Below are 22434 nucleotides of genomic sequence, written 5' to 3' on the forward strand. Positions count from 1 at the left end.
TGTGGTTAAATCGTATAATAAAAAAATTAAAAGAGGCTGTCCAAAAAGGTCAGCCTCTTTATTTTGTTTTGAGACTGCGTATAGTTATGCAGCAATTTTATACTTTTGGATTTCCATATACTTATGGAAAAGATGCATATGTTGTTTGCATTTAAGTGTATTTAGCCAATTTTTACGGTTAAGTTTTCTGTTTTTCACTAATTTTCTAAGATTATGTGCCAATGCCATTAATCCAAATTCAATATTTACTTTTTCAAGTCCTTTTAGAGTAAATCTTGAAAATTTATTATTGCTTTTTAATTGCCCGAATACAGCTTCTACTTCTATAGGCCGTTTACTTCTGTGGTAATGCCCTTTTTCAGATATCAGCCTTTGCCTGGCTTTCATTCTGTGATGGTTCAGATTATAATTCACTTCGATTAATCGATTATCCTGGCTTTGATGGCAGCTTTCTCTAAGAGGACAACCCTGACATCTGAAAGCCTGATAATAATGTACCTGAGATTCATATCCGTTACTGCTGATCCTTTTGCCTTTACCGATAAAGTTCATTTGCTGTCCGCAGGGACATACATAGAAGTTATTTTCCTCATTATAATATAAGTTCTGTACAGCAAACGCATTGTTCTTCTCACTGCGCTTCTGTTCTTTATGAAAATTATTATATTTTACATAGCCCTCTATAGCTTTTTCTGCCATCATTTCGTAATTCTCTTCACTTCCATATCCGGCATCTGCTACTACCTCTTTACTTTGTTTGTGGTACTGATTTTCAAAGCCGTTAAGATGATCCTTCAATGTAGTGGTATCTCCAGGAGTCTGATGAATGCTGTAATGGGTGATAAACTGGTTTTCAGTACTGATCTGTGCATTATAGGCTGGCTTAAGCTGCCCATTTTTCATATGGTCGTCTTTGAGCCGCATGAAGCAGGCGTCGGGATCTGTCTTACTATAACTGTTGCGGCCTGAGAGTATTTTTAATTGATCTTCATACTTCTGTAATCTGGGCAGGTCCTGATGCTGAAGCTTTTTAATGAGCTTCTTACCGGTTTTATTGTCCTGTGCCAAAGAGTGATTAAGTTCTGCTATTTTATCCTGAAGCTCTCTGCTGTCAATAGATTTTGGAAGGGGCTTTTCATGGGATTCATAACGCTCTTCTTTGATTTGGGATTCAATATCTTCAAGTACGGAATGAATTTGAGCTTCCAGTTTTAATTTATTCTTTTCTACAGATTTTTTCCATACAAAGCTGTATCGGTTGGCAGATGATTCTATTTTTGTACCATCTATATATTGAACATTTAAACTTACGTAACCCAAATTCTGCAAAACAACGGTAACATCTGCAAAAAGACGGTGAATATGGTTTTTAAGCCGTTTGCTCCTAAAGTAATTGATGGTTCTGTAATCAGGCTTACTGTTGCCGGAAAGCCACATGAAATGAATATTTTCTCCAAGTGCCTTTTCTATTTTACGGCATGAATAAATATTGTTGAAATAGGCATAGAATAAAACTTTGATCATCATCCGGGGGTGAAAACTTGTCGTTCCACCGCCTTTATATTCACTTATAATATGATCGATATTCAAGTTATCCACTAATTCATTGATAAGACGTACCGGATGATTAGCACCTATCTTATCAAAAATATCTTCAGGAAATAAGCTGGGAGTATTGGTGGGTAAAGATTTAAACCGTACTTTCATATCAATGTTTGTTTGGGTGCACCTTAAAGATAAATCTTAAAGGACAAACAACAAAAAAATCCCCGAAACTTTTTTAAGTAACGGGGATATTTTTTTGGACTTTTTAGACAGCCTCTTTCGTTATAACTATGCTTAAAAAAAATTGGATTAATCGTTGTTGGTTACTGAAAGTTTCACTTCCATATTATTTCTGGTAGCATTAGAATAAGGGCAGATCTGATGAGCTTTTTCTGTCAGAGCCTGTGCTTCTTCAATAGAAACTCCAGGAATATTAACATCCAGCTCTGCTGCCAGTCCGAAACCGCCATTCTCAAGCTGACCTATACTTACCTGAGCGGTTACTCTAGTTTCTCCTGTCTTTACTTTTGAAAGACTGATTACTCTGTTCAAAGCACTGTCGAAACATGCAGAATATCCGGCGGCAAAAAGCATTTCAGGATTGGCAAAATCATCATTGGCTCCTCCCAGACCTTTAGGCATTCTTACATCAAGATCCAACACTCCGTTTTCACTTTTCACATGGCCGTTTCTTCCGCCTTGAGCAGTAACCTGAGTTGTATATAACGTTTTCATTTATTTTTCTATTTTGTTTAATATTTTTAGTACAGTGTCTTTAAGATGCAGCAGCTCTTCCGGCTGTATTCCCAGTTTTTCCTGGATTTTTCCCGGAATTTCACAAGCTTTCTGCTGAAGCTTTTTTCCAGCTTCGTCTAAAAATACTTCAACCACTCTTTCGTCCTCTTTTTTTCTTTTTCGGATGATAAATCCTTTAGACTCCAGCCTTTTAAGAAGCGGGGTCAAAGTACCGCTGTCCAAGAACAGCTTGTCTCCGATATGGGTTACTGTAAGTCCGTCACCATCCCATAATATCATCATCACAAGATACTGCGGGTAGGTAATGCCCAGTTCATCAAGAAAAGGACGGTAAAGCCCAGTGATCTCTTTGGCAATCACATACAACGGGAAGCAGATCTGGTTTTCTAGTTTGGGTGTTTTCGGATTTTCCATAATTTTGAGTACGAAAGATTCGATGAAGGTATTACTTTTTTATGATAAATTCATCCATAGGAATTCTGACTTTTTTCATAGAAGAAAGCCAGTCATTAGCTTCATCACGGTATCCAAGATATAAAAGACTCACACTTTTCAGTCCCAGTTCTTTTAGTCCCAGTACTTCATCTACTACAGCATTGCTGAATCCTTCTGCCGGAGTACTGTCGATTTTAAGCTCTGCAGCCTGTGCAAGGGCAATCCCTAGTGCAATATAAGTCTGGCGGGCAGTATGGGCAAAATGCTCTTCAGGAGTCTGTGCTCCATACATTTCCTTAATTTTATCGGTATAGCTTCCGAAACGGCCTCTTGGAAGATCTCTTACATCCGTGTGATAATCGTAAACTTTGTCAATTTTTTCATTAGAATAGCTGTCCCATGCTGCAAAAACCAAAACGTGGGAAGAATCTCTCATCACTTCAGGGTTTAAAGCTCCGGCTACCATTTTTTCTTTCACTTCCTGGTTTTCTACCACGATGATACGGAAAGGCTGTAAACCCGATGAAGTGGGAGCCAGTCTTGCTGCTTCTAAAATAGTGTTAAGGTCTTCCTGTGAAACTTTTTTGTTCGGATCATATGCTTTTACGGCATGTCTCCAGTTCAGATTTTCTATTAATGACATTTTTATTTTGTTTTTAAATTAAACTACCTTGGATATAGACTTCAGCTTCAACACTGAAGTAAATTAACATTGCAAATATACATCCAATTAAATTGTGTACAATTTAATTTTGAAAGATTTTATTGATGCCGATTATTGATAAAGTAAATTCTATTTCCTGCTTCTTGCTATTTTTTATAATTCCACATGATCCGGATTTTTTCAATGCGCTCATATTCCAATCTTTGTCATAGAATTTTAAAACTTACAACAATGCAGAGATTTAACAACAAAACAGCTTTAATAACCGGAGGAACCAATGGAATGGGTTTCGCTGCCGCTCAGAAATTCATTGAAGAGGGAGGGAAAGTCATTATCACAGGGAGAAGTGAAGAAACCGTAAACAGTGCTTTGGAAAAACTTGGAAAAATGGCTTTTGGAATCGTATCTAATGCAGGAGATATAAAAGACCTGATGAGCCTGCAGCAGGAAGTACGGAAATATACGGAACATATTGATCTGGTATTTGCCAATGCAGGATACGGAAGATTTGCTCCTATTGAATACGTGGATGAAAATCAGTTTGATGAACTTTTTAATATGCTGGTAAAAGGACCTTTCTTTACAGTACAGCAGATATTGCCTTTGATGAAAAACGGAAGCTCCGTTATATTCAATACTTCAGTGGCAACAGATATTGCGATGCATAACTTTTCAGTGTATTCTGCAGCTAAATCGGCAGTACAGTCATTCATCAAAACTTTTGCAGTGGAACTTACAGAACGTGGAATCCGCGTGAATGGAGTGAGTCCCGGACATATTAAAACCAATATTTTTAATAATACAGGTTTAACCGGAGACCAGATAGAAAGTGCTATTGAAGAGATCATCCCTGCAATTCCTTTTAAAAGGCAGGGCGAACCGTCAGAAATAGCCAATGTGGTTCTGTTTCTGGCTTCAGAAGAAGCTTCATATATTCATGGGGCTGAGCTCAAAGTAGATGCCGGAATTTCTGTGATCAGATAGTCCGGATTATTTGACTTCTTTAATTTCTTTGATGATATTGGTTTTATTTTCAATACCTATATTATAAATCTTACTTTTCTTAAAGCTCTGAGTTGCTTTTTCCATAAGATCTTTATAATCCGGGGATTTTTTTGAAATATAAAAAACCTGAGCACTGATTCCGATGGACACACGTACCACTTCATTCGGCTTATCCGGATCTTCGGTGATATTGGTAATGGTGGAATTATTATACCAGGTTAAATTCTGTGAACTGGAATTACCGGAACAGGATGTAATCATAATAAAAAGTAATAATAGATAGAACCAGGCTTTCATAATAAAAAATGTTAAGTAAAAAAGCTCCTGCAATGTATCAAAATAATTGCAGGAGTTCTATATAAATCAGTTAAAATCCACAACTTGCTACACTTGGTGCAGGCGAAGGAGAACATCCTGAAAGGGATGAGAATATATTCAATACGCAATTGGTATTTACATAGTTGTTATCATACAGTAAAGAACCTGATGGACTTCTGTAATACACATTTCCTGCAGTATTGGCATAAGAAGACACAGAAGCAGATCCACAGCTTGTGTTGGTACATGCAGCTCTCCATGCAGTATCAGTTACAGGTCCGCTGGAAAATAACGACGGGTCAATGATTCTTTTTTCAACAATTCCGGAAGCATTTTTAAAGCTTACCAATATCGCTACGTGGTAGACCCATGATACGCAGCATGTTCCTGTAGATGCTCTCAGGTTACCATAAACAAATTGTTTCTCACAGTCATATCCTGCATTCAATAGTATTTGTCTCATTTTGTGAGCTCTTGCATAACATCCGTCCACAGGATATCTGAATGTGATGCACGGGGAAGAAGCTGTAGAAGTTCCGCAAGCCTGGTTTTTGATCTGAGCAAACAGACTGTTTAACGTTGCAAGATTAGGAATTACACTCACTGCCTTATTACTTTCACCTCTTTCTTCTTTGTTGAATACAGATTTAAAATAACGGATATCGTCATCTGTACCTTTCTCTACTTTTGCGATTTCATTGGTATTGGCTTTCAGGAACACATGAACAGGTGTTTCATTGTCAACAGCCTGTCTGATCATAGAAATATAGGCTGCATTTTCTTTACTGTCCTTAATCTGGTATGGCTGGGCAGTAACCATAAATGAGATTTTAAACTTCCCATCTTCTTTTTCAATCCCTACCGGAACAGTTTTGCCGAAATCTTTCATCGCGATTTCATTAGACTCCTTGGCAGCAAGATTCGGGTCCTGATTGGCATTTGAATCTGAACAGGCATTAAATGACAGCATCGTCACAAATACCATCATGGATAACAGAAATTTTTTCATAGTTTTTATATTTTGGTGGTTAATTTTTTAGTGAACTTTAATTATTATAGTTCACTATTTTGTGATATTAAAAGTAATAAAAATTAAAATACATGCAAAAATTTTTTTAAAAAAAATACACTATTCTATCGTGTTTTTGATTTTAGATACTAAAAATGTTCAAAATCATTATGTTTTTAATAGTAAATTCAAGAAATGTAGAAACCTTTTTAAATAATTATTTTTTTGATGTTTGGAGTCAGAATTCCTATAAAATGAATTAAATTGAAAAACCAGCTTCAAAATCTGAAACTGGCTGTATATTTAAATGAAAGGATATTTTGTGAAAATTATTTACATAATAATTCTGCCTGGAAAACATCTGCAAAATGTTTTCTGAGCTTTGCTTTCAGTTCTTCCATTTCTTCCGGCGATAATTCTCTTTCAAGTTCTCTTTTCAAAGAAGTAACCTGCTTATCTTTGATACCACATGGAATGATGTATTCAAAATAGCGCATATCCGTATTCACATTCAAAGCAAATCCGTGCAGCGTTACCCACCGGGAAGCTTTCACTCCCATTGCACACATCTTTCTGGCGTAAGGTTTTCCTACATCCAGCCATACTCCGGTTTCTCCCGGTGAGCGCTCTCCTTTAATGCCATATTCGGCGATGGTTCTGATGATCACTTCTTCCAGATTCCTCATATATAAATGAATATCTGTAAAAAAGTTCTCAAGATCCAGAATAGGATATCCCACTACCTGTCCGTAGCCATGATAGGTAATATCTCCGCCGCGGTTTACTTTCACGAAAGTGGCATCAATTTCTTTCAGTTGATCAATGCCGGCAAGCATATTTTCTTCATGACCGCTTTTTCCTAATGTATACACATGGGGATGCTCTACAAAGAGAAGGTGATTGGGAGTAGTACTATGCTGTTCTGCAGGAAGATCCCTGTTTTTTATTTTAGTATCAATGATGTTTTTCATCAGCTGCTCCTGATAATCCCAGGCGGGCTGATATTCTCTGATCCCTAAATCTTCAAATTCTACTACTTTATTCTGATTTGTATTCATTTCAATTTTTGATATACAAATTTAGTGAATTTTACGCTTTTATGGAATGGATAAAATCTATGGCACTTTTCTTCCAGTCTCTATCCTGAAGTAAAATATTTACAAAGGCAGTACCGATGATACCGCCATCTGCTTTTTCCGTTACATTTTCAAAATCTGCTTTTGATTTGATCCCAAATCCGATCATTACCGGGTTTTTAAGCGGAAGAGATGCTATTCTGGAAAGGTAGGATTCATTTTTTACAACAGCATTTTCATTTCCTGTTGTGGAAGAAGAGCTTACCGCGTACAGAAAACCTGAACTTAAAGAATCCAGATAGATCATTCTCTCATCGGATGTTTCCGGGGTTACCAGAAAAGTGAAATTAAGACGGTGCTGCTTTACAATCTGCTGGTAATTTTTTTCAAACTCAATAGGAGGAAGGTCAGGAAGAATCAGTCCTGAAACACTACTTTCAGCACATGCAGCACAGAATTTTTCAAACCCGAAACTCAATACCGGATTGATGTAACCCATCAGGATAACCGGAATCCTGATTTCGTTTTTGATAGCTTTCAGCTGTGACAATAGTTTTTCAATGGTCATTCCATTGTGTAAAGCCAGTTCATGAGCTTTCTGGATCACCGGGCCGTCTGCCACAGGATCAGAATAAGGCATTCCGATTTCGATCATATCTGCTCCGGAATCCTGAATCAGATGTATAATATCAGCGGTATCTTCCAATTGAGGAATTCCTGCTGTGAAGTATATATTTAGTTTTTTCATTTTTTTATTGTATTGATGTATTCATGTAAAATGTATTTATGATTACGTTTTTATCTGTTAAAGTCATTTTATATGAATACTTTTTACATTTTACAAATTCTTCAGATACGTTTCCATATCTTTATCTCCACGGCCGCTAAGACAAATAACAACCACATCATTTTCATTGAATTTTTTCTTATCCAATACAGCCAGTGCGTGAGAACTTTCCAATGCGGGAATAATTCCTTCCAGTCTGGTCAGCTCAAAAGCACATTTTAAAGCTTCATCATCATTAATGCTAAAGAACTCCGCTCTTTTTTCTTTAAATAAATGCGCATGAAAGGGGCCAATTCCCGGATAATCCAATCCTGCGGAAATAGAGTGGGGCTCAATGACCTGTCCGTCTTCCGTCTGCATGACAAGGCTTTTGCTTCCATGAAGAACGCCAAGGGTTCCTAAAAAGGTAGTAGCAGCCGACTTTCCTGAATCTACTCCAAACCCTCCGGCTTCAGCAGCAATGATCTTTACTTCTTTTTCTTCTACAAAATGATAGAAAGTTCCTGCTGCATTACTTCCTCCGCCTACACAGGCAATCACATAATCAGGATTTTCTCTACCGATTTTTTCTTTAAGCTGTTCTTTAATCTCTTTTGAAATAATACTTTGAAATCTGGCTACCAAATCCGGGAAAGGATGAGGTCCTACCACACTTCCGATGACATAATGAGTCGTCAGAGGATTGTTGATCCAGTCTCTTAATGCTTCATTTACGGCATCTTTTAAGGTTTTTGAACCTGAAGTAGCTGGTACAACTTCTGCACCCAGCATTTTCATTCTTGCAACATTCGGGGCTTGTCTCTGAATATCAATTTCTCCCATATACACGATGCATTCCAAACCAAGCAAAGCACACGCTGTAGCGGTGGCAACACCATGCTGTCCGGCTCCGGTTTCAGCAATAATCCTTGTTTTTCCGAGACGTTTTGCCAGAAGAACCTGCCCCAGTGCGTTATTGATCTTATGGGCTCCGGTATGGTTGAGGTCTTCCCGTTTTAAATAAATCCGGGTATTGTATTTCTGACTTAAGTTTTTAGCAAAATATAATGGTGTAGCCCGCCCAACATAGTTTTTAAGCAAATCCTGATACTCAGCCTGAAAATCTTCAGATTCGATGATTTCAAGATAGTTTTTTTGTAATTCTTCTACATTAGGATAGAGCATTTCGGGGATAAAAGCTCCTCCAAATTCTCCATAATATCCGTTTTCATCGGGGTTTTTATAATTCATTTTTTTGTTCTTTAGTATTAAATAAGTAAGCTTAGCTGATTGGGCAATTCTTTTGTTTCCTGTGAAGCATTAAATCAATATATCATCATCTTCTGGGTTCATCCATTCTGAGCCAGTAATTCTTTGATCATTTTGGCTTTGTGATAGGGTGAAATCTCAAAGCCGCAAAATATATTCTATCTCTTTCTTTTAAATCTTTGGCTTCTTTTATCTGATATTTCATGGGTTCAAACTATTAATAAATGTAAGATTATAATCATACTGTTGTTTGGTAATCAGTTTTTTATAATGTAATAATTCAATTTTATGAGTCAGATCAATTAAGGTCGCTTTATCTATTTTTGATTGATACATGGTAATGGCAATTTCCAGATTATCAATTAAATAATAAGAATCAGAATCTTCGTAAAGCAGAAATATCTTCGCATAAATCAATCCTAGGTCATACTTTACACTTGATTTTACGTGGGCTTCCAAAAATTTATCTGAAATAATAACCAGATAATAGCTGTTCCATAAGCTGATTCTTTCAAAAAAATACTGAATATCACTTTCGTCAAAATCTTTAATAATGCTAATGAACTCAGACAATAATCCACCCACTTCCCAGTTTTCTATATTGCTGTCATTATTTGCAACAAAGTGATACAGGTTCTGGATCTTTCCATTTCCGAATTTAGGGGGAAATAATGTTTTGTAAAATGTCTTTTTTAGCAGGTGTATGTTCATCATTGTGTGTTTTTTATAGATTTCTATTTTGCTAATGTAAGGTTTTAAACTTTTTTATTCTGTTAATATCTTTGTTTCCGGGCTCTGTTTCAAATTTTGAATTGATATCCAAAGCAAAGGGTTTTTGTCGCAAGACCTCTAAATTCCCGATATTTTCTTCTGAAATGCCACCGCTTAAAAAGTAGGGCAGAGGAATCTCAAATTCATTCAATATGGTCCAGTCGAACTGTTTTCCAGTCCCTCCGAATGCTTTACTGTCCGTATCAAATAGATAGTAGTTGACAGGTTGCAGGTTGGAGGAAAGAGTTTGTGCTATCTTCTCTTTATTATCACAATCATTGTTTCCGACTCTTATTACTTTAATAATCCCGGCTTCCGGATTCAGTTTTTGTCTTAATTCAACAATGAAATCATTGCTTTCATCACCGTGAAGCTGTACGAAATTCAATTTTGCCTGCTGTACGATTTTTAAAATTTCATCCATTTCTTCATTAACAAAAACGCCTACTTTTCCGTGATGGTTAATAGCTGAAATTTCTTCGAAACTCATATGATTCAAAACATATCTCGGTGATTTTTTGTAGAAGATAAAGCCGAGAAAATCTACATTCATAGAAATCAGTTCCTGAATCTGATCCGGTTTTGTGAGACCGCAGACTTTGAGCTGAGGTGGCAGATGTAAGATAGTAGGTTGCAGGTTCATTGTTATTGAGTTTAAATTTGAGAGGCAAATTCTTCAAAAGCTTTGGCAGGATCTGTATTTCTCATAAAATATTCTCCCATCAGGAAGCCGTCAAATCTTTTTTCTTTTAAAAATTTAAAATTTTCAAGATTGTAGATACCGCTTTCTGCAACAGATAAAACGTCTTTCGGAAGCTGGTTTTTCAACTGAACGGAATGCTGAAGGTCAACTTTAAAATCCTTGAGGTTTCTGTTGTTGATTCCTACGAGATCGATTTTTGAATTGAAATGTTTCAGCTCATCTTCTGTGTGGATTTCCAGCAAAACTTCCATTTTCAGCTCATGAGCAAGTGCCGTGAATTCCTCTACCTGAGCAGGTGAAAGGCAGGAAGCAATCAGTAAAACAACATCAGCACCTATACTTTTGGCTTCATAGAACTGATATTCATCAATCATAAAATCTTTTCGCAGAATCGGAATGGTAATATCATTTCTTACATTGAGAACATCATTTAAATTTCCTCCGAAGAAATCGTAATCAGTCAGGATAGAAATTCCGCTGGCTCCAAAGTTTTCGTATGATGAAACAACATCTAAAGGCTCTACACTATTGTTGATGATGCCTTTGGAAGGTGACTGTCTTTTAAACTCAGCGATAATTCCGCTTTTATTTTTGATAGATTCTTTTAGTGAATAGGTTGATCTTCCAAAAAAAGCCGTGTTTTTTAATCGGTCAAGAGAAATGCGTGACTTTGCTGCAGCAACTTCCTCTTTTTTTCGTTCAATAATTTTATCCAGTATGGTCATTTTTTTGTGTCTATTTTAGTCAGGGATGAATTTTATTTGATCAAAAGATTAAAACTATTTAATGCTTTTCCGCTTTGCAGACTTTCTTTAGCCAGCAGAAGACAATCTTCATAAGCTCCGAATTGATGGGTGTTGTGCAGCGCTACTGATGCGTTGGCAAGAATCACGGAATTCTGTTGTTCCGTACCTTTTCCTTCTAAAATATCTATAAATATTTTTGCCGTTTCCTGAATAGTACTTCCGGCTTTAATATCTTCCAGCATTACCGGATGGAAACCTAAATCTTCCGCAGAATAGATTTCTTCACCGTTTTTTGTGATGATTTTGCTGTCATCCGTAAGGCTTATTTCATCATATCCGTCTAAACCATGTACCAGCATAAACTCGCGTTCCTCTTTTTGAAGGAGGTACTGATAAATTCTTGCAATTTCCAGATTATAAACCCCAATCATTGAATATTTGGGTTTTGCCGGATTCACTAATGGTCCCAAAAGGTTAAAGAACGTTCTTAATCCCAGAGACTTTCTCAATAATCCAACGGATTGAAGCGCAGGGTGAAAATGAGGAGCATGCAAAAAGCAGATGTTGGCTCTTTCAAGATCTTCATTCAATTGTTCTGAATTGCTTTTAAACTGATATCCCAGTTCTTCCAGCACATTGGACGAACCTGTAGTGGTAGAAGCTCCGTAATTCCCGTGTTTCGTTACCTTCTGTCCGGCTCCGGCTACTACAAAGCTGGCCAAGGTCGATATATTGATCGTATCTTTTCCGTCACCTCCGGTTCCTACAATATCAATGGCATTACTGGCATCTATATCTACAGGAACGGCCATCTGTAATAAAGCTTCTCTGAAGCCCTCCAGTTCTTTCAATGTGATGTTTCGCATCAGGAAAACACTGATAAAAGCAGTAACCTCCGCGGTATTGAACTTATTCTGTGCAATCTCAATCATCATCGCCTTAGCTTCAGATTTGGAAAGCGTATTATGGTTGAACAGGTATTGCAGTATTTCTTTCATTTGTGGTGTTTTTATAGTTGTTGAAGGGGTTTCTAAGGTTTTCATGACAACAGAAAGTTTTTAATGATGACTTCTCCTTCCGGCGTTAAAATGCTTTCAGGGTGAAACTGTACACCGTGTACATCATAGGTTTTGTGCTGTAAAGCCATGATCATTCCGTCTTTATCTACAGCTGTAATTTCCAGTTCTTCCGGGAAACCTTCCGGATTTACGGCCCAGCTGTGATATCTTCCCACTTCCAGTCCTGAACTTAAATCTTTGAACAGTTTGGTATTTTCTTTTATCAGTTCTGTTGTGGTTGCTACTCCGTGGAAAATTTCAGTCAGGTTGATCAGATTTCCTCCGAAAGCTTCAGCGATAGCCTGCTGGCCAAGGCATACCCCAAGAATACTTTTTGTAGGAGCATATTCTTTAATAAGGTCTAATAAAATACCCGCTTCTTCAGGAATTCCGGGACCGGGAGAAAGAATGATTTTATCATATTTTGCAATCTCTTCCAAGGTAATTTCATCATTTCTTACCACATCTACTCTCTGATCCAGAATTCTTTCAATAATCTGGACAAGGTTATATGTGAAGCTGTCGTAGTTATCAAAAACGAGAACTTTAAGCGGTGTCTGTTGAGTGTTTATATTGTTGTTCATTGCTTTTTTGTTAGGGAGTTGCTAGTTGTTTTTTTTGCTAGTTGCTAGTTGCTAGTTGCTAGTTGCTAGTTGCTAGTTGCTGGTTACTGATTGCTGGTTGATTGGAATTTTATTTTTCAACTATTTTTTCTGCTTTTTCAACTGCTTTTTTCAATGCATTCAGCTTGTTGTTGACTTCCTGCAGTTCGTTTTCAGGGACTGATTTGGCTACAATACCGGCACCAGCCTGATAAAATAAGGTGTTGTTTTTACTTAAGAATGTTCTGATCATAATAGCCTGATTACAGCTGCCATTCAATCCAATCATTCCTATACAGCCGCCGTAATATCCGCGGGAATCTTTTTCATACTGGTTGATCAGCTGCAGCGCTTTATGCTTCGGTGCACCACTGAGGGTTCCCTGGGGGAAAGTGGCGGAAACCATTTCAAGAGGATTGAGAATGTCAGAAACATCTGCCGTTACTTCACTTACCATATGAATAACATGTGAGAACAGCTGGATTTCTTTAAGTTTGGTAACCGTTACATTTTTCCCAAGCTTTCCAAGGTCATTTCTTGCCAGATCCACCAGCATGGTGTGTTCCGCATTTTCTTTGGGATCAGCCTTTAAAATTTCAATAGCTTCAAGGTCGGCTTCAAAGTTTCCTGTTCTCTTTGAAGTTCCTGCAATCGGGTGAATGACTGCTTTATTGTTTTTTATAATTAACTGACTTTCAGGACTTGATCCGAATAATTTATAATTTCCGTAATCAAAATAAAATAGGTAAGGAGAAGGATTGATATTTCTCAAAGCACGGTATACATTGAACTCATCTCCCTTGAATTTCTGTTCAAATCTTCTGCTCAGAACCAATTGGAAAACATCTCCGCGCATACAGTGTTTTTGCGCCGTTTTTACCAGCTCAATATAGTCTTCAGCAGTGATATTGGAAGTTTCCTCACTTGTTTTTTCGAAAGGATAAACAGGAGTATTCTGATTTTTAATAAGGTTTTCCAACAGATGAAACTCAGATTTTATACCTTTAATAGAATTTTCAATAATATACATTTCATCATTGAAATGATTGACAGCGATCACATATTGGTATAATCTGTATCGCATAACAGGGATCTCAACTTCCTTGCTTTGTGCTTTAAGATGGATGTTTTCAAAAAACTGTACCGCTTCAAAGCTTGTGTAGCCAAAAAGGCTCTGAGCCGTTTGCTCTATTGGATCATTCGTTTCTTCACATTTAAAAATATTTCTGAAGTTTTCAAATATATCTGTAATCTTTTGATCATTAATCAATTGTTTTACCGGAGCGGAAGCAGGAAGTTTGATTTCATATTCATCGAGGTTTTTCACTTCAATTCCGGCAATGGCATTTACCGCAATAAAGGAAAAATTATGATCAATACTTTTTGAATCCGAGCTTTCCAGAAGTATAGTATCCCGGAACTTGTCTCTGATCTTAAGATAAATATTCATAGGAGTATGAAGGTCTCCCAGCGTTTTTTTCGAAACAGTTTTTATTTTAATTGTGTCTGTAAACATTTTGTTGTTTTTTATTTTTGTGATAATAAGGAATAAAAAAAGGCTTTAACGGTATCCGTCAAAGCCTATATATTGTTTTTTGATTATTTCTGCTGTAATTAACAACATGACAATACCTTCAGACCCGACGAAGAGTTTGAAAGCCACCACCAAATATTGTTGTTCATTTTAAACATGGGACAAATGTAGAAATTTTTTTAATATGAAAACTAATAAAATATCAAAAATAAAAAAACTTATTATTGAAATCTGCTACTTAAGCTGTTCAAGCTCATGTCGTAATGCTTTAATTTTTTCTTTGTAAGTCTCATCATTATAATATTTTACATAGTTTTCCAATGCGGCAATATACTCCTCAATAAATTCCTTGTTCGTTCTGTCTGCTTCATACTTTTTTTTTGCAGAATTGACGGGAGCAAGCTTTTCGTATTGTAATAAAATTTTTCCTTCTCTGGACTGATCATAAAGGATCACGATGTTCTTTTCATATCCGGGAATATATTTTACAGGAATATCCTTATCACCAGGTATTCTGATTGAATTACTGATGGGATAGATCGTTGCACTGGTAGTAGAGAAAAACGTAGTAGTGTATTTCCCGTCCTGTTTTTTTACAATGGCCTCATAATCGTGGATATACATGTCGTTCAGGGTAGAATTGGTTTCTACATCAGATGTGATGATAGCTGTGCTTTCCACTCCGTATCGGTTTAAAAACCATGCATTTAAAAACTGTCCGCCAAATCCGTTTAATATAGCCAGAGGAATGATCGGAATCAAAAACCATGCTTTTTTGGTCAGATAGGAGAGGAGCCCAAAGAACACGAACAACAGAATCACAGTATAAAAACCATGATGGCTGGTGAAAAACAGAATTTTTGAAATTAAAACCATGGATTAAATATAACTATAATAATCTTTTGTTAAACGCTGGAATCGCAAAGATGTTATTAAATTATTGCTAAAACGGCCGCAACGGCATTTCCCTTAGCAAAGTCCACTGTCATTAGCTAAACGAAGTGCCGTTGCGAACAAAAAAATAGAGCTTTATCATAAATACTTTGCGAACCTAGCGTTAAAAAAAAATATTATACTGGTTCAGATATCAGATATAAGGAATATCAGGAGTTCCGCTGTAGAAAAAAATAATGTCACTCCTTTCTCCGGTCTTTTGTTAAACGCTGTGATCGCAAAGATGTTATTAAATTATTGCTAAAACGGCCGCAAAGGCGTTTCACTCAGCAAAAATCTGCTGTCATTAGCTAAACGAAGTGCCTTTGCGAACAAAAAAATAGAGTTTTATCATAAATACTTTGCGAGCCTAGCGTTAAAAAAAAATATTATACTGGTTCAGATATCAGATATAAGGAATATCAGGAGTTCCGCTGTAGAAAAAAATAATGCCATTCCTTTCTCCGGTTTTTTGTTAAACGCTGTGATCGCAAAGATGTTATTAAATTATTGCTAAAACGGCCGCAACGGCATTTCCCTCAGCAAAATCCGCTGTCATTAGCTAAACGAAGTGCCTTTGCGAACAAAAAAATAGAGCTTTATCATAAATACTTTGCGAACATAGCGTTTAAAACTATTTTACTGTCGAATCATCCGATACACAAAAATAGTAACCTTAATTTAAATTTCCCTGATGCTTGAATTATTTTTTTATTGATCCTTACAATCAGTTATTAAAAATATTTCTCAAAGAAAACATTTGTCATAAGTTTAAAAGTTTATTTTTTATATTTTTGCTTCCAAATTAGAAAAAAATGAAAAAAGTATTAGCAATCGCATTTATCGGAGGTTTATTATTAGCAAGCTGCTCAAAAAAAGTAGATCACTCTTTACAGGATACGAACACTATGCTTCCTGAGCCAGAAGCAGCTACGGTTGTAGATTCTACTGCTAAAACTGCTGCTCCAGCTGCTGCAACTCCGGCTGCTCCGGCACCTGAAGCTGCTAAAACAGATTCTACAGCGAAGAAATAATGAAAAAAATACTTTTGGCAGGGACCCTTGGTCTTATGATCATTTCCTGTTCTAAAAAAGAAAATACAGCAGAAGTGGCACCTTCTTCTGAGACGGCTTCTGTTTCAGAACCGGCAAAATCTAATCTTTCCGGTGATCAGATCATGGAAACATTGGACTGCTCGGGATGCCATTCTGTAAATGAGAGAATGATAGGACCTTCTTATAAGGAAATTGCTGGGAAGTATTCTGAAAAAGATACAGAACTGCTGGCTTCCAAAATTATAGAAGGCGGAAGTGGAGTATGGGGAAGTGTGCCTATGGCAGCCCATCCACAGGTATCTAAAGAAGATGCAAAAAAAATGGTGGAATATATTTTAAGTCAGAAGAAATAAAATATGTCTGCCGAAAAATCCAGTCTGCACACAAGAAATCTGCATCGCAATCCCTACGATTTTGATCAGCTTATTTCTTGTGTGCCGGAACTGAAACACTATGTTTTTGTGAATGCTTATCAGACGGCAACCATTAATTTCAGCATTCCACAAGCAGTGAAACTGCTCAACAAAGCCTTACTCTTACATTTCTATACTATTAAAGGCTGGGATATTCCGGACTCCAATCTTTGTCCTCCCATTCCCGGACGTGCAGATTATGTACATTATATTGCCGATCTTTTAGCAGAACAGCCTGATGAAATTCCTGCAGGAAATTCTGTAAAAGGTCTGGATATAGGAACTGGAGCCAATCTTGTGTATCCTTTAATCAGTTACAGGTCATATGGCTGGACGATGCTGGGAACAGATATTAACCAGGATTCTTTGACCAATGCCCAGCATATTTTAGATCAAAATCCGGATCTTTCATCTGTCATTCGGTTGAAAAGACAACCTGATGCCGATCACATTTTTATCAATATCATTAATCCTGAAGACCGATTTACCTTTACGATGTGTAATCCTCCTTTTCATGATTCTGAAGAAGCTGCAATGAAGGGAAATATCAGGAAAACAAAAAACCTTAAAATATCAAAATCCAGGCAGCCTTTGCTTAATTTTGGCGGTCAGCAGTCCGAGTTATGGTGTGAAGGGGGCGAACTGGCCTTTATTACGAAGATGATTAACGAAAGTGCCTTATTTTCATCACAGGTTCTTTGGTTTACATGCCTCGTTTCCAAAAAAGACAATCTTAATAAACTGACGCATCTTTTAAAGAAAGTAAAAGCCGTAGAAGTGAAAGTCATTGATATGGCCCAGGGGCAAAAAGTAAGCAGAATGCTGGCGTGGACGTTTATTCCTAAAAAGGACAGGAAAACTTGGATTATTTAAAGTTCAAGGTTTAAAGTTTAAGGTTAATAGCACAATAATTTAGATCTTGTACCTGCATACCTCGTACCCCGCATCTCAACCACTTTTTAAAATTTCTGAAAAAAGCCATTGATGATCATGTCAAAAATGCCTAAATTTGTACGCTTTTAGAAAAATAAGAAATGCAATTATCAGAACAAGAAATCATTAGAAGAGAAAAGCTGAATAAGCTTACTGAAATGGGGATTAATGCATTCCCTGCGGATGAGTATACCATTACAGATACTACAGAATCTATAAAACAGGACTTTTCTGAAAATAAACAGGTGAAGATCGCTGGTAGATTGATGTCCCGCAGAATTCAAGGAAAGGCTTCTTTTGCAGAATTGCAGGATTCTAAAGGAAAAATCCAGGTTTATTTCAACAGAGACGAGATCTGTCCGGGGGAAGATAAAGAACTATATAATGAAGTATACAAGCATCTGTTGGATATCGGTGATATTATCGGTATTGAAGGAGAATTGTTTACGACTCAGGTAGGAGAAATGACTGTTTTAGTCAAGAACTTTACACTTCTTACCAAGGCTTTACGTCCTCTTCCTCAGGCTAAAACTGACGAAAATGGCGTGGTACACGACGGATTCACCGATCCGGAATTAAGATACAGACAGCGTTATGTAGATTTAACGGTAAATCCACAGGTAAAAGAGATTTTCGTGAAGAGAACAAAATTGTTCAATGCCATGAGAACATTCTTTAATGATGCAGGATATTTTGAAGTGGAAACACCTATTCTACAGTCTATTCCTGGTGGAGCAGCTGCAAAACCGTTTATTACGCACCACAATGCATTGGATATTCCATTATATTTAAGAATTGCCAACGAATTATATCTGAAAAGACTGATCGTGGGTGGTTTTGACGGAGTATATGAGTTCTCTAAAAACTTCAGAAATGAAGGAATGGACAGAACCCATAACCCGGAATTTACCGCTATGGAAATCTATGTAGCTTACAAAGACTACAACTGGATGATGGATTTCACTGAGAAATTACTGGAATTCTGTGCTATTCAGGTGAACGGAACTACCACGGCTACATTTGGAGAACATGAAGTAGACTTCAAAGCTCCTTATCCAAGAGTTTCCATGACTGAAGCGATCCTGAAATTTACAGGATTTGATATCACAGGAAAAACAGAGAAGGAATTATATGATTTTGCCAAGTCTATCGGTATTGAAGTGAACGAGACGATGGGGAAAGGAAAATTAATCGATGAGATCTTCGGTGAAAAATGTGAAGGAAACTTCATCCAGCCGACTTTCATTACAGATTATCCGATTGAAATGTCTCCATTGACAAAGAAACACAGAAGTAAAGAAGGCTTAACAGAGCGTTTTGAATTAATGGTATGCGGTAAAGAAATCGCAAACGCATATTCGGAGCTTAATGATCCTATTGATCAGAGAGAGCGTTTTGAAGCACAGATGGCTTTATCTGAAAGAGGAGATGATGAAGCAATGTTCATTGATCAGGACTTCTTAAGAGCTCTTGAATATGGTATGCCGCCAACTTCAGGATTAGGAATCGGTATGGACAGATTGATCATGTTCTTAACGAATAATGCATCTATTCAGGAGGTATTATTCTTCCCTCAGATGAGACCGGAAAAAGCGGTTCCTCAAATTGAATTAGGAGAAGATGAAAAAGTAATCCTTGAAATCCTTAATTCTCAGGAAGAAGCAATGTCTCTGGCTGAAGTAAAAGAAAGAAGCCAGCTATCCGGTAAAAAATGGGATAAAGCTTCTAAAACTTTGACAAAGAATAATCTTGTGAAAGTAGAAAAGATTGATGAAAACCTTTTGATGAAACTGGCTTAAGATTTTTCAGAAAATATAAGTATAAAGGTACAGCGCTATGCTGTACCTTTTTCTTTTTTCCATTTCCGAAGCTGTGCCCTGAAGTTTTTAAACGGAGCTGCGGTATTAATATGAATCCACTTCCAGACCGGCCACCGAGCGGGTGTAGTTGTCCATTTTCTCTGTCCGGGAATGAATAATGTATCATCATCAAGGCTTTCTATCCATTCAATAATTTCATTAACCTGATTTCGCAGAAGTTCTCTTTGCTGTTGCAAACTGTGGGAACCATATTGATCATAAAAAGACTGATATAACCCTTTTAAATTATTCCATTTGTATTCAGGAGTAGGAGTTTTTACTTCAATTCCTTTGTTTTCATCAGATTCCCATTGCAAAAGCAGTCGGGTCCAGCCCAATTGATAAGAAATATTTTGCGAGGGAGTTTTGTCAACTCCAGACATAAGAAGATCTTTTTCCTCCTCTTTTATATCGTTAAATTCCTCATCATACAACAGAAGTCTCTTCCTGATCTCCTCAATGAGTTCTGCTTTATCTTTATACGGCCGCATATTTACCTATTTTCTAAGTTTACTGAACGATGCCATCAGATAAAATAAAAATGGAAGAATAAATAATGACCCCAGCATCAATGCCCATCCCAATGCGGCAATAGTCTTTTCAGGAGCCATATGTTCCAATAAAGAAAGGTGCTGCCCGTTTCCTAATAAAATAATATTCGGATTATGCTGATACGTTGCGGCCACTAGAATCATGACCATCTGAAACCCTGCCAATGCACGTACCGGAAGCAGCTTTTGTCGGTTCATCGCTCTTAAAATAAGTAATAACGCAATAGTAGCAAAGGCAATAGCCATGATACCCAAAGGTTTGGAAAATACCCACATCAAAAGAGGAATATCTGAAATATAAGCGGTCACAAATACCAATATTCCGGTAATCACCACAAAGATCATGGTCTGCTTGGATTTTCTTATCATTAATAAAAGATCAGTTTTATTACGTGTTTCTCTTAATGCAAAAACAGAAGCAAGATAGGCACAGAGTGCCACAGTAAACAAACCTACAGAAACCCCAAACCAGTTCAGCCAGCTGAACACATACAAATCCAGAAAACCTGAAGCATCAGGATTGATAGAATGTGAAACCGTGGCGGCAGCTATTAATCCTAAAAAGAAAGGCGTTAAAAGACTTGCATAATAGAAAATCTGGGTATATAAAACCTGCCAGTTATCTTTCACGGCGTCATAGTGTCTGAAGGTAAATGCCGTTCCTCTTGCAATAATGCCTACAAGCATCAATACCAAAGGAATATGAAGATAGGTAGACATGGTGGTATAGATTTCAGGAAATCCTACAAAGAGAATTACAATGGCAATGATCAGCCACATATGATTGGCTTCCCATACGGGAGCTATGGACTCATACATGATTTCCTGGGTCTTATTTCTTGCTTTTTTATTGGTGAAAAGTTCTACAATACCAGCCCCGAAATCAGCACCGCCCAGAATAATATAAAGACAGATGGAAAGCCAGAGAAAACCTATAACAACGTAGATCATGATTTTTTGTTTTTATCGTTAAACTGAGGATCGGTAGGATCGTAAAGTTTCGGTACCATTTGAATCTGTCTTCTTAAAAGGAAGATAAGAATCATTGATAATGATATGAAAATAGCCGTAAAGAAGTAGAATGAATACTGTATTCCCGGCATAGGAGTAACGGCATCTATCGTTCTCATGACGCCATAAATGATCCATGGCTGCCTTCCAACTTCTGTCACTGTCCATCCTGCTTCCAGGGCAATATATCCGAAAGGTGTTGCTATTAGGAAGGTTTTTAACAGCCAGTTTTTATTCAGCCATTCTTTTCTGAAGAAGAAAGCATATAAATACATGGCCCCGATACCAATCATTACGACTCCAAAAAAGATCATGATCTGAAAAGCATAATGAACAACTGCAATCGGTGGCCATTCATCTCTCGGGAAATCTTTAAGGCCTTTTACTTCAGCATTGAAATCATTACTCACTAGAAAACTTAAAACTTTTGGAATTTTCACCGCATATTTCACTTCTTCTTTTTCCTCATCGGGAATTCCCCCGATAATAAATGAGGCTCCTTTTTCAGTTTCAAAATGAGCTTCCATAGCAGCAAGCTTAATAGGCTGTCTTTCCGCTACCGATTTTGCTGCAACATCACCGCTTAATGGTGCACCGAATGCTCCGATCAATGCAAAACCTACAGCAATTCTAAAGGCTTTGGTATGAAATTCAATATTTCTTTTTCGCATGATCATAAAGGCATGTACTCCGGCAACAGCAAACCCTGTTGCACAAAATGCAGCAACCGTCATGTGAAGAGCCTGCGGAAACCACGCATCATTGAACATCGCTTTGATAGGATCAATATTAAGATACTGTCCGTTGATATAATCAAAACCGGTGGGCGAGTTCATCCACGAGTTGGCGGCTACTACCAGAATTCCGGAAGCGAGTCCACTCAATCCTACAAGAAATCCGCAGAACCAGTGGAACCATTTATTGAACCTATCCCAGCCATATAAAAAGAACCCGATCGCAATAGCTTCGATAAAAAAAGCTGTTCCTTCCAGAGAAAAAGGCATTCCGAAAATAGGACCGGCATGTTTCATAAATCCAGGCCATAAAAGTCCCAGCTCAAAAGAAAGCATTGTTCCCGAAACCGCTCCGGTGGCAAAAAGGATAGCCACCCCTTTGCTCCATGCTTTGGTAAGTCCTTTATATATTTCATTATTGGTCTTTAGGTATTTCCAATGGGCAAAAGCCATCAGAAAAGGCATCACCATACCCACACAGGAGAATATGATATGAAAGCCCAGGGATAGAGCCATCTGAGCACGTGCTGCTATAAAATCATCCATAATATCAACTTTTCAGTAAATAAATTTACGCATAAATTATTGATGTTGAATATGATTTACAACAGTTGGTATTTCACCAATTCATTTTAATTTTGATTCTTTTATTGACATACTATTCCTGATGCTTTCACTAAGAAAATGC

The 22434-nt window shown here is 37.2% G+C and carries 24 protein-coding genes; 5 read left to right on the plus strand and 19 right to left on the minus strand.

Annotated features, from left to right (window positions below):
* Nucleotides 1-84 precede the first annotated feature (84 nt).
* The 4 genes from ACP3T3_RS22095 to ACP3T3_RS22110 all read right to left on the minus strand — a co-directional run bounded on the left by ACP3T3_RS22095 (nucleotide 85) and on the right by ACP3T3_RS22110 (nucleotide 3379).
* Nucleotides 85-1707, minus strand: a complete 1623-nt coding sequence (locus ACP3T3_RS22095; RefSeq protein WP_426477848.1) for an IS1182 family transposase — start codon at nucleotides 1705-1707, stop codon at nucleotides 85-87.
* Nucleotides 1708-1854: 147 nt separating this feature from the next.
* Nucleotides 1855-2280 carry an organic hydroperoxide resistance protein gene (locus tag ACP3T3_RS22100; protein WP_426477849.1) on the minus strand — a complete coding sequence of 142 codons (426 nt, stop codon included), beginning with the start codon at nucleotides 2278-2280 and terminating at the stop codon, nucleotides 1855-1857.
* Complete coding sequence (locus ACP3T3_RS22105) at nucleotides 2281-2715, minus strand: MarR family winged helix-turn-helix transcriptional regulator (protein ID WP_426477850.1); 435 nt, start codon at nucleotides 2713-2715, stop codon at nucleotides 2281-2283. It lies immediately after the preceding gene.
* A gap of 31 nt (nucleotides 2716-2746) precedes the next feature.
* Nucleotides 2747-3379, minus strand: a complete 633-nt coding sequence (locus ACP3T3_RS22110; RefSeq protein ID WP_426477851.1) for an NAD(P)H-dependent oxidoreductase — start codon at nucleotides 3377-3379, stop codon at nucleotides 2747-2749.
* 252 nt (nucleotides 3380-3631) lie between these two features.
* Here ACP3T3_RS22110 and ACP3T3_RS22115 point away from each other — a divergent pair, with 252 nt between their 5' ends.
* Nucleotides 3632-4384 (plus strand): SDR family oxidoreductase, encoded by a 753-nt coding sequence (locus ACP3T3_RS22115; RefSeq protein WP_426477852.1) that lies wholly within the window; start codon nucleotides 3632-3634, stop codon nucleotides 4382-4384.
* Between the two features lie 6 nt (nucleotides 4385-4390).
* Here ACP3T3_RS22115 and ACP3T3_RS22120 read toward each other — a convergent pair whose 3' ends face one another.
* The 12 genes from ACP3T3_RS22120 to ACP3T3_RS22175 all read right to left on the minus strand — a co-directional run bounded on the left by ACP3T3_RS22120 (nucleotide 4391) and on the right by ACP3T3_RS22175 (nucleotide 15133).
* Nucleotides 4391-4702 (minus strand): hypothetical protein, encoded by a 312-nt coding sequence (locus tag ACP3T3_RS22120; RefSeq protein ID WP_426477853.1) that lies wholly within the window; start codon nucleotides 4700-4702, stop codon nucleotides 4391-4393.
* Between the two features lie 70 nt (nucleotides 4703-4772).
* The gene (locus ACP3T3_RS22125; RefSeq protein WP_426477854.1) at nucleotides 4773-5732 is read right to left on the minus strand and encodes a protein-glutamine glutaminase; all 960 of its coding nucleotides are present in this window, start codon (nucleotides 5730-5732) and stop codon (nucleotides 4773-4775) included.
* Between the two features lie 329 nt (nucleotides 5733-6061).
* Nucleotides 6062-6790, minus strand: a complete 729-nt coding sequence (gene lipB / locus ACP3T3_RS22130) for a lipoyl(octanoyl) transferase LipB (RefSeq protein ID WP_426477855.1) — start codon at nucleotides 6788-6790, stop codon at nucleotides 6062-6064.
* Nucleotides 6791-6821: 31 nt separating this feature from the next.
* Complete coding sequence (gene trpA / locus ACP3T3_RS22135) at nucleotides 6822-7556, minus strand: tryptophan synthase subunit alpha (RefSeq protein ID WP_426477856.1); 735 nt, start codon at nucleotides 7554-7556, stop codon at nucleotides 6822-6824.
* Nucleotides 7557-7646: 90 nt separating this feature from the next.
* A complete protein-coding gene (gene trpB, locus ACP3T3_RS22140; protein WP_426477857.1) occupies nucleotides 7647-8825 on the minus strand; it encodes a tryptophan synthase subunit beta in 1179 nt (392 codons plus the stop codon).
* 219 nt (nucleotides 8826-9044) lie between these two features.
* Nucleotides 9045-9557, minus strand: coding sequence for a hypothetical protein (locus ACP3T3_RS22145; protein WP_426477858.1), 513 nt, complete (start codon nucleotides 9555-9557; stop codon nucleotides 9045-9047).
* A gap of 28 nt (nucleotides 9558-9585) precedes the next feature.
* Nucleotides 9586-10257, minus strand: coding sequence for a phosphoribosylanthranilate isomerase (locus tag ACP3T3_RS22150; protein WP_426477859.1), 672 nt, complete (start codon nucleotides 10255-10257; stop codon nucleotides 9586-9588).
* Between the two features lie 11 nt (nucleotides 10258-10268).
* Nucleotides 10269-11042 (minus strand): indole-3-glycerol phosphate synthase TrpC, encoded by a 774-nt coding sequence (gene trpC / locus ACP3T3_RS22155; RefSeq protein WP_426477860.1) that lies wholly within the window; start codon nucleotides 11040-11042, stop codon nucleotides 10269-10271.
* 32 nt (nucleotides 11043-11074) lie between these two features.
* Complete coding sequence (gene trpD / locus ACP3T3_RS22160) at nucleotides 11075-12061, minus strand: anthranilate phosphoribosyltransferase (RefSeq protein ID WP_426480004.1); 987 nt, start codon at nucleotides 12059-12061, stop codon at nucleotides 11075-11077.
* A gap of 41 nt (nucleotides 12062-12102) precedes the next feature.
* Nucleotides 12103-12705 carry an anthranilate synthase component II gene (locus tag ACP3T3_RS22165; protein WP_426477861.1) on the minus strand — a complete coding sequence of 201 codons (603 nt, stop codon included), beginning with the start codon at nucleotides 12703-12705 and terminating at the stop codon, nucleotides 12103-12105.
* A 109-nt stretch (nucleotides 12706-12814) separates the two neighbouring features.
* Nucleotides 12815-14239 (minus strand): anthranilate synthase component I family protein, encoded by a 1425-nt coding sequence (locus ACP3T3_RS22170; protein ID WP_426477862.1) that lies wholly within the window; start codon nucleotides 14237-14239, stop codon nucleotides 12815-12817.
* Between the two features lie 252 nt (nucleotides 14240-14491).
* The gene (locus ACP3T3_RS22175) at nucleotides 14492-15133 is read right to left on the minus strand and encodes a hypothetical protein (protein WP_426477863.1); all 642 of its coding nucleotides are present in this window, start codon (nucleotides 15131-15133) and stop codon (nucleotides 14492-14494) included.
* Nucleotides 15134-16005: 872 nt separating this feature from the next.
* Here ACP3T3_RS22175 and ACP3T3_RS22180 point away from each other — a divergent pair.
* From ACP3T3_RS22180 to lysS, 4 genes are all read left to right on the plus strand, one after another.
* A complete protein-coding gene (locus tag ACP3T3_RS22180; protein WP_426477864.1) occupies nucleotides 16006-16224 on the plus strand; it encodes a hypothetical protein in 219 nt (72 codons plus the stop codon).
* On the plus strand, nucleotides 16224-16598 hold the full coding sequence (locus ACP3T3_RS22185) for a c-type cytochrome (RefSeq protein WP_426477865.1): 375 nt from the start codon (nucleotides 16224-16226) through the stop codon (nucleotides 16596-16598). Before ACP3T3_RS22180 ends, ACP3T3_RS22185 begins: the two co-directional genes overlap by 1 nt.
* 3 nt (nucleotides 16599-16601) lie before the next feature.
* Nucleotides 16602-17531: a 23S rRNA (adenine(1618)-N(6))-methyltransferase RlmF gene (gene rlmF / locus ACP3T3_RS22190; protein ID WP_426477866.1), complete on the plus strand. Its 930-nt coding sequence runs from the start codon at nucleotides 16602-16604 to the stop codon at nucleotides 17529-17531.
* Nucleotides 17532-17692: 161 nt separating this feature from the next.
* Nucleotides 17693-19390, plus strand: a complete 1698-nt coding sequence (gene lysS, locus ACP3T3_RS22195) for a lysine--tRNA ligase (protein ID WP_426477867.1) — start codon at nucleotides 17693-17695, stop codon at nucleotides 19388-19390.
* A 35-nt stretch (nucleotides 19391-19425) separates the two neighbouring features.
* On the opposite strand, the gene ACP3T3_RS22200 is transcribed toward lysS, so the two are convergent.
* From ACP3T3_RS22200 to ACP3T3_RS22210, 3 genes are read right to left on the minus strand one after another with little or no spacing between them, the layout of a single operon-like run.
* Nucleotides 19426-19941: a ClbS/DfsB family four-helix bundle protein gene (locus ACP3T3_RS22200; RefSeq protein ID WP_426477868.1), complete on the minus strand. Its 516-nt coding sequence runs from the start codon at nucleotides 19939-19941 to the stop codon at nucleotides 19426-19428.
* 6 nt (nucleotides 19942-19947) lie between these two features.
* Nucleotides 19948-20952 carry a cytochrome d ubiquinol oxidase subunit II gene (locus ACP3T3_RS22205; RefSeq protein WP_426477869.1) on the minus strand — a complete coding sequence of 335 codons (1005 nt, stop codon included), beginning with the start codon at nucleotides 20950-20952 and terminating at the stop codon, nucleotides 19948-19950.
* Nucleotides 20949-22292 (minus strand): cytochrome ubiquinol oxidase subunit I, encoded by a 1344-nt coding sequence (locus ACP3T3_RS22210; RefSeq protein WP_426477870.1) that lies wholly within the window; start codon nucleotides 22290-22292, stop codon nucleotides 20949-20951. The genes ACP3T3_RS22205 and ACP3T3_RS22210 overlap by 4 nt, the downstream gene beginning before the upstream one ends.
* Between the last annotated feature and the right edge of the window lie 142 nt (nucleotides 22293-22434).

Source organism: Chryseobacterium sp. CBSDS_008, assembly GCF_049959325.1.
GTDB lineage: Bacteria > Bacteroidota > Bacteroidia > Flavobacteriales > Weeksellaceae > Chryseobacterium.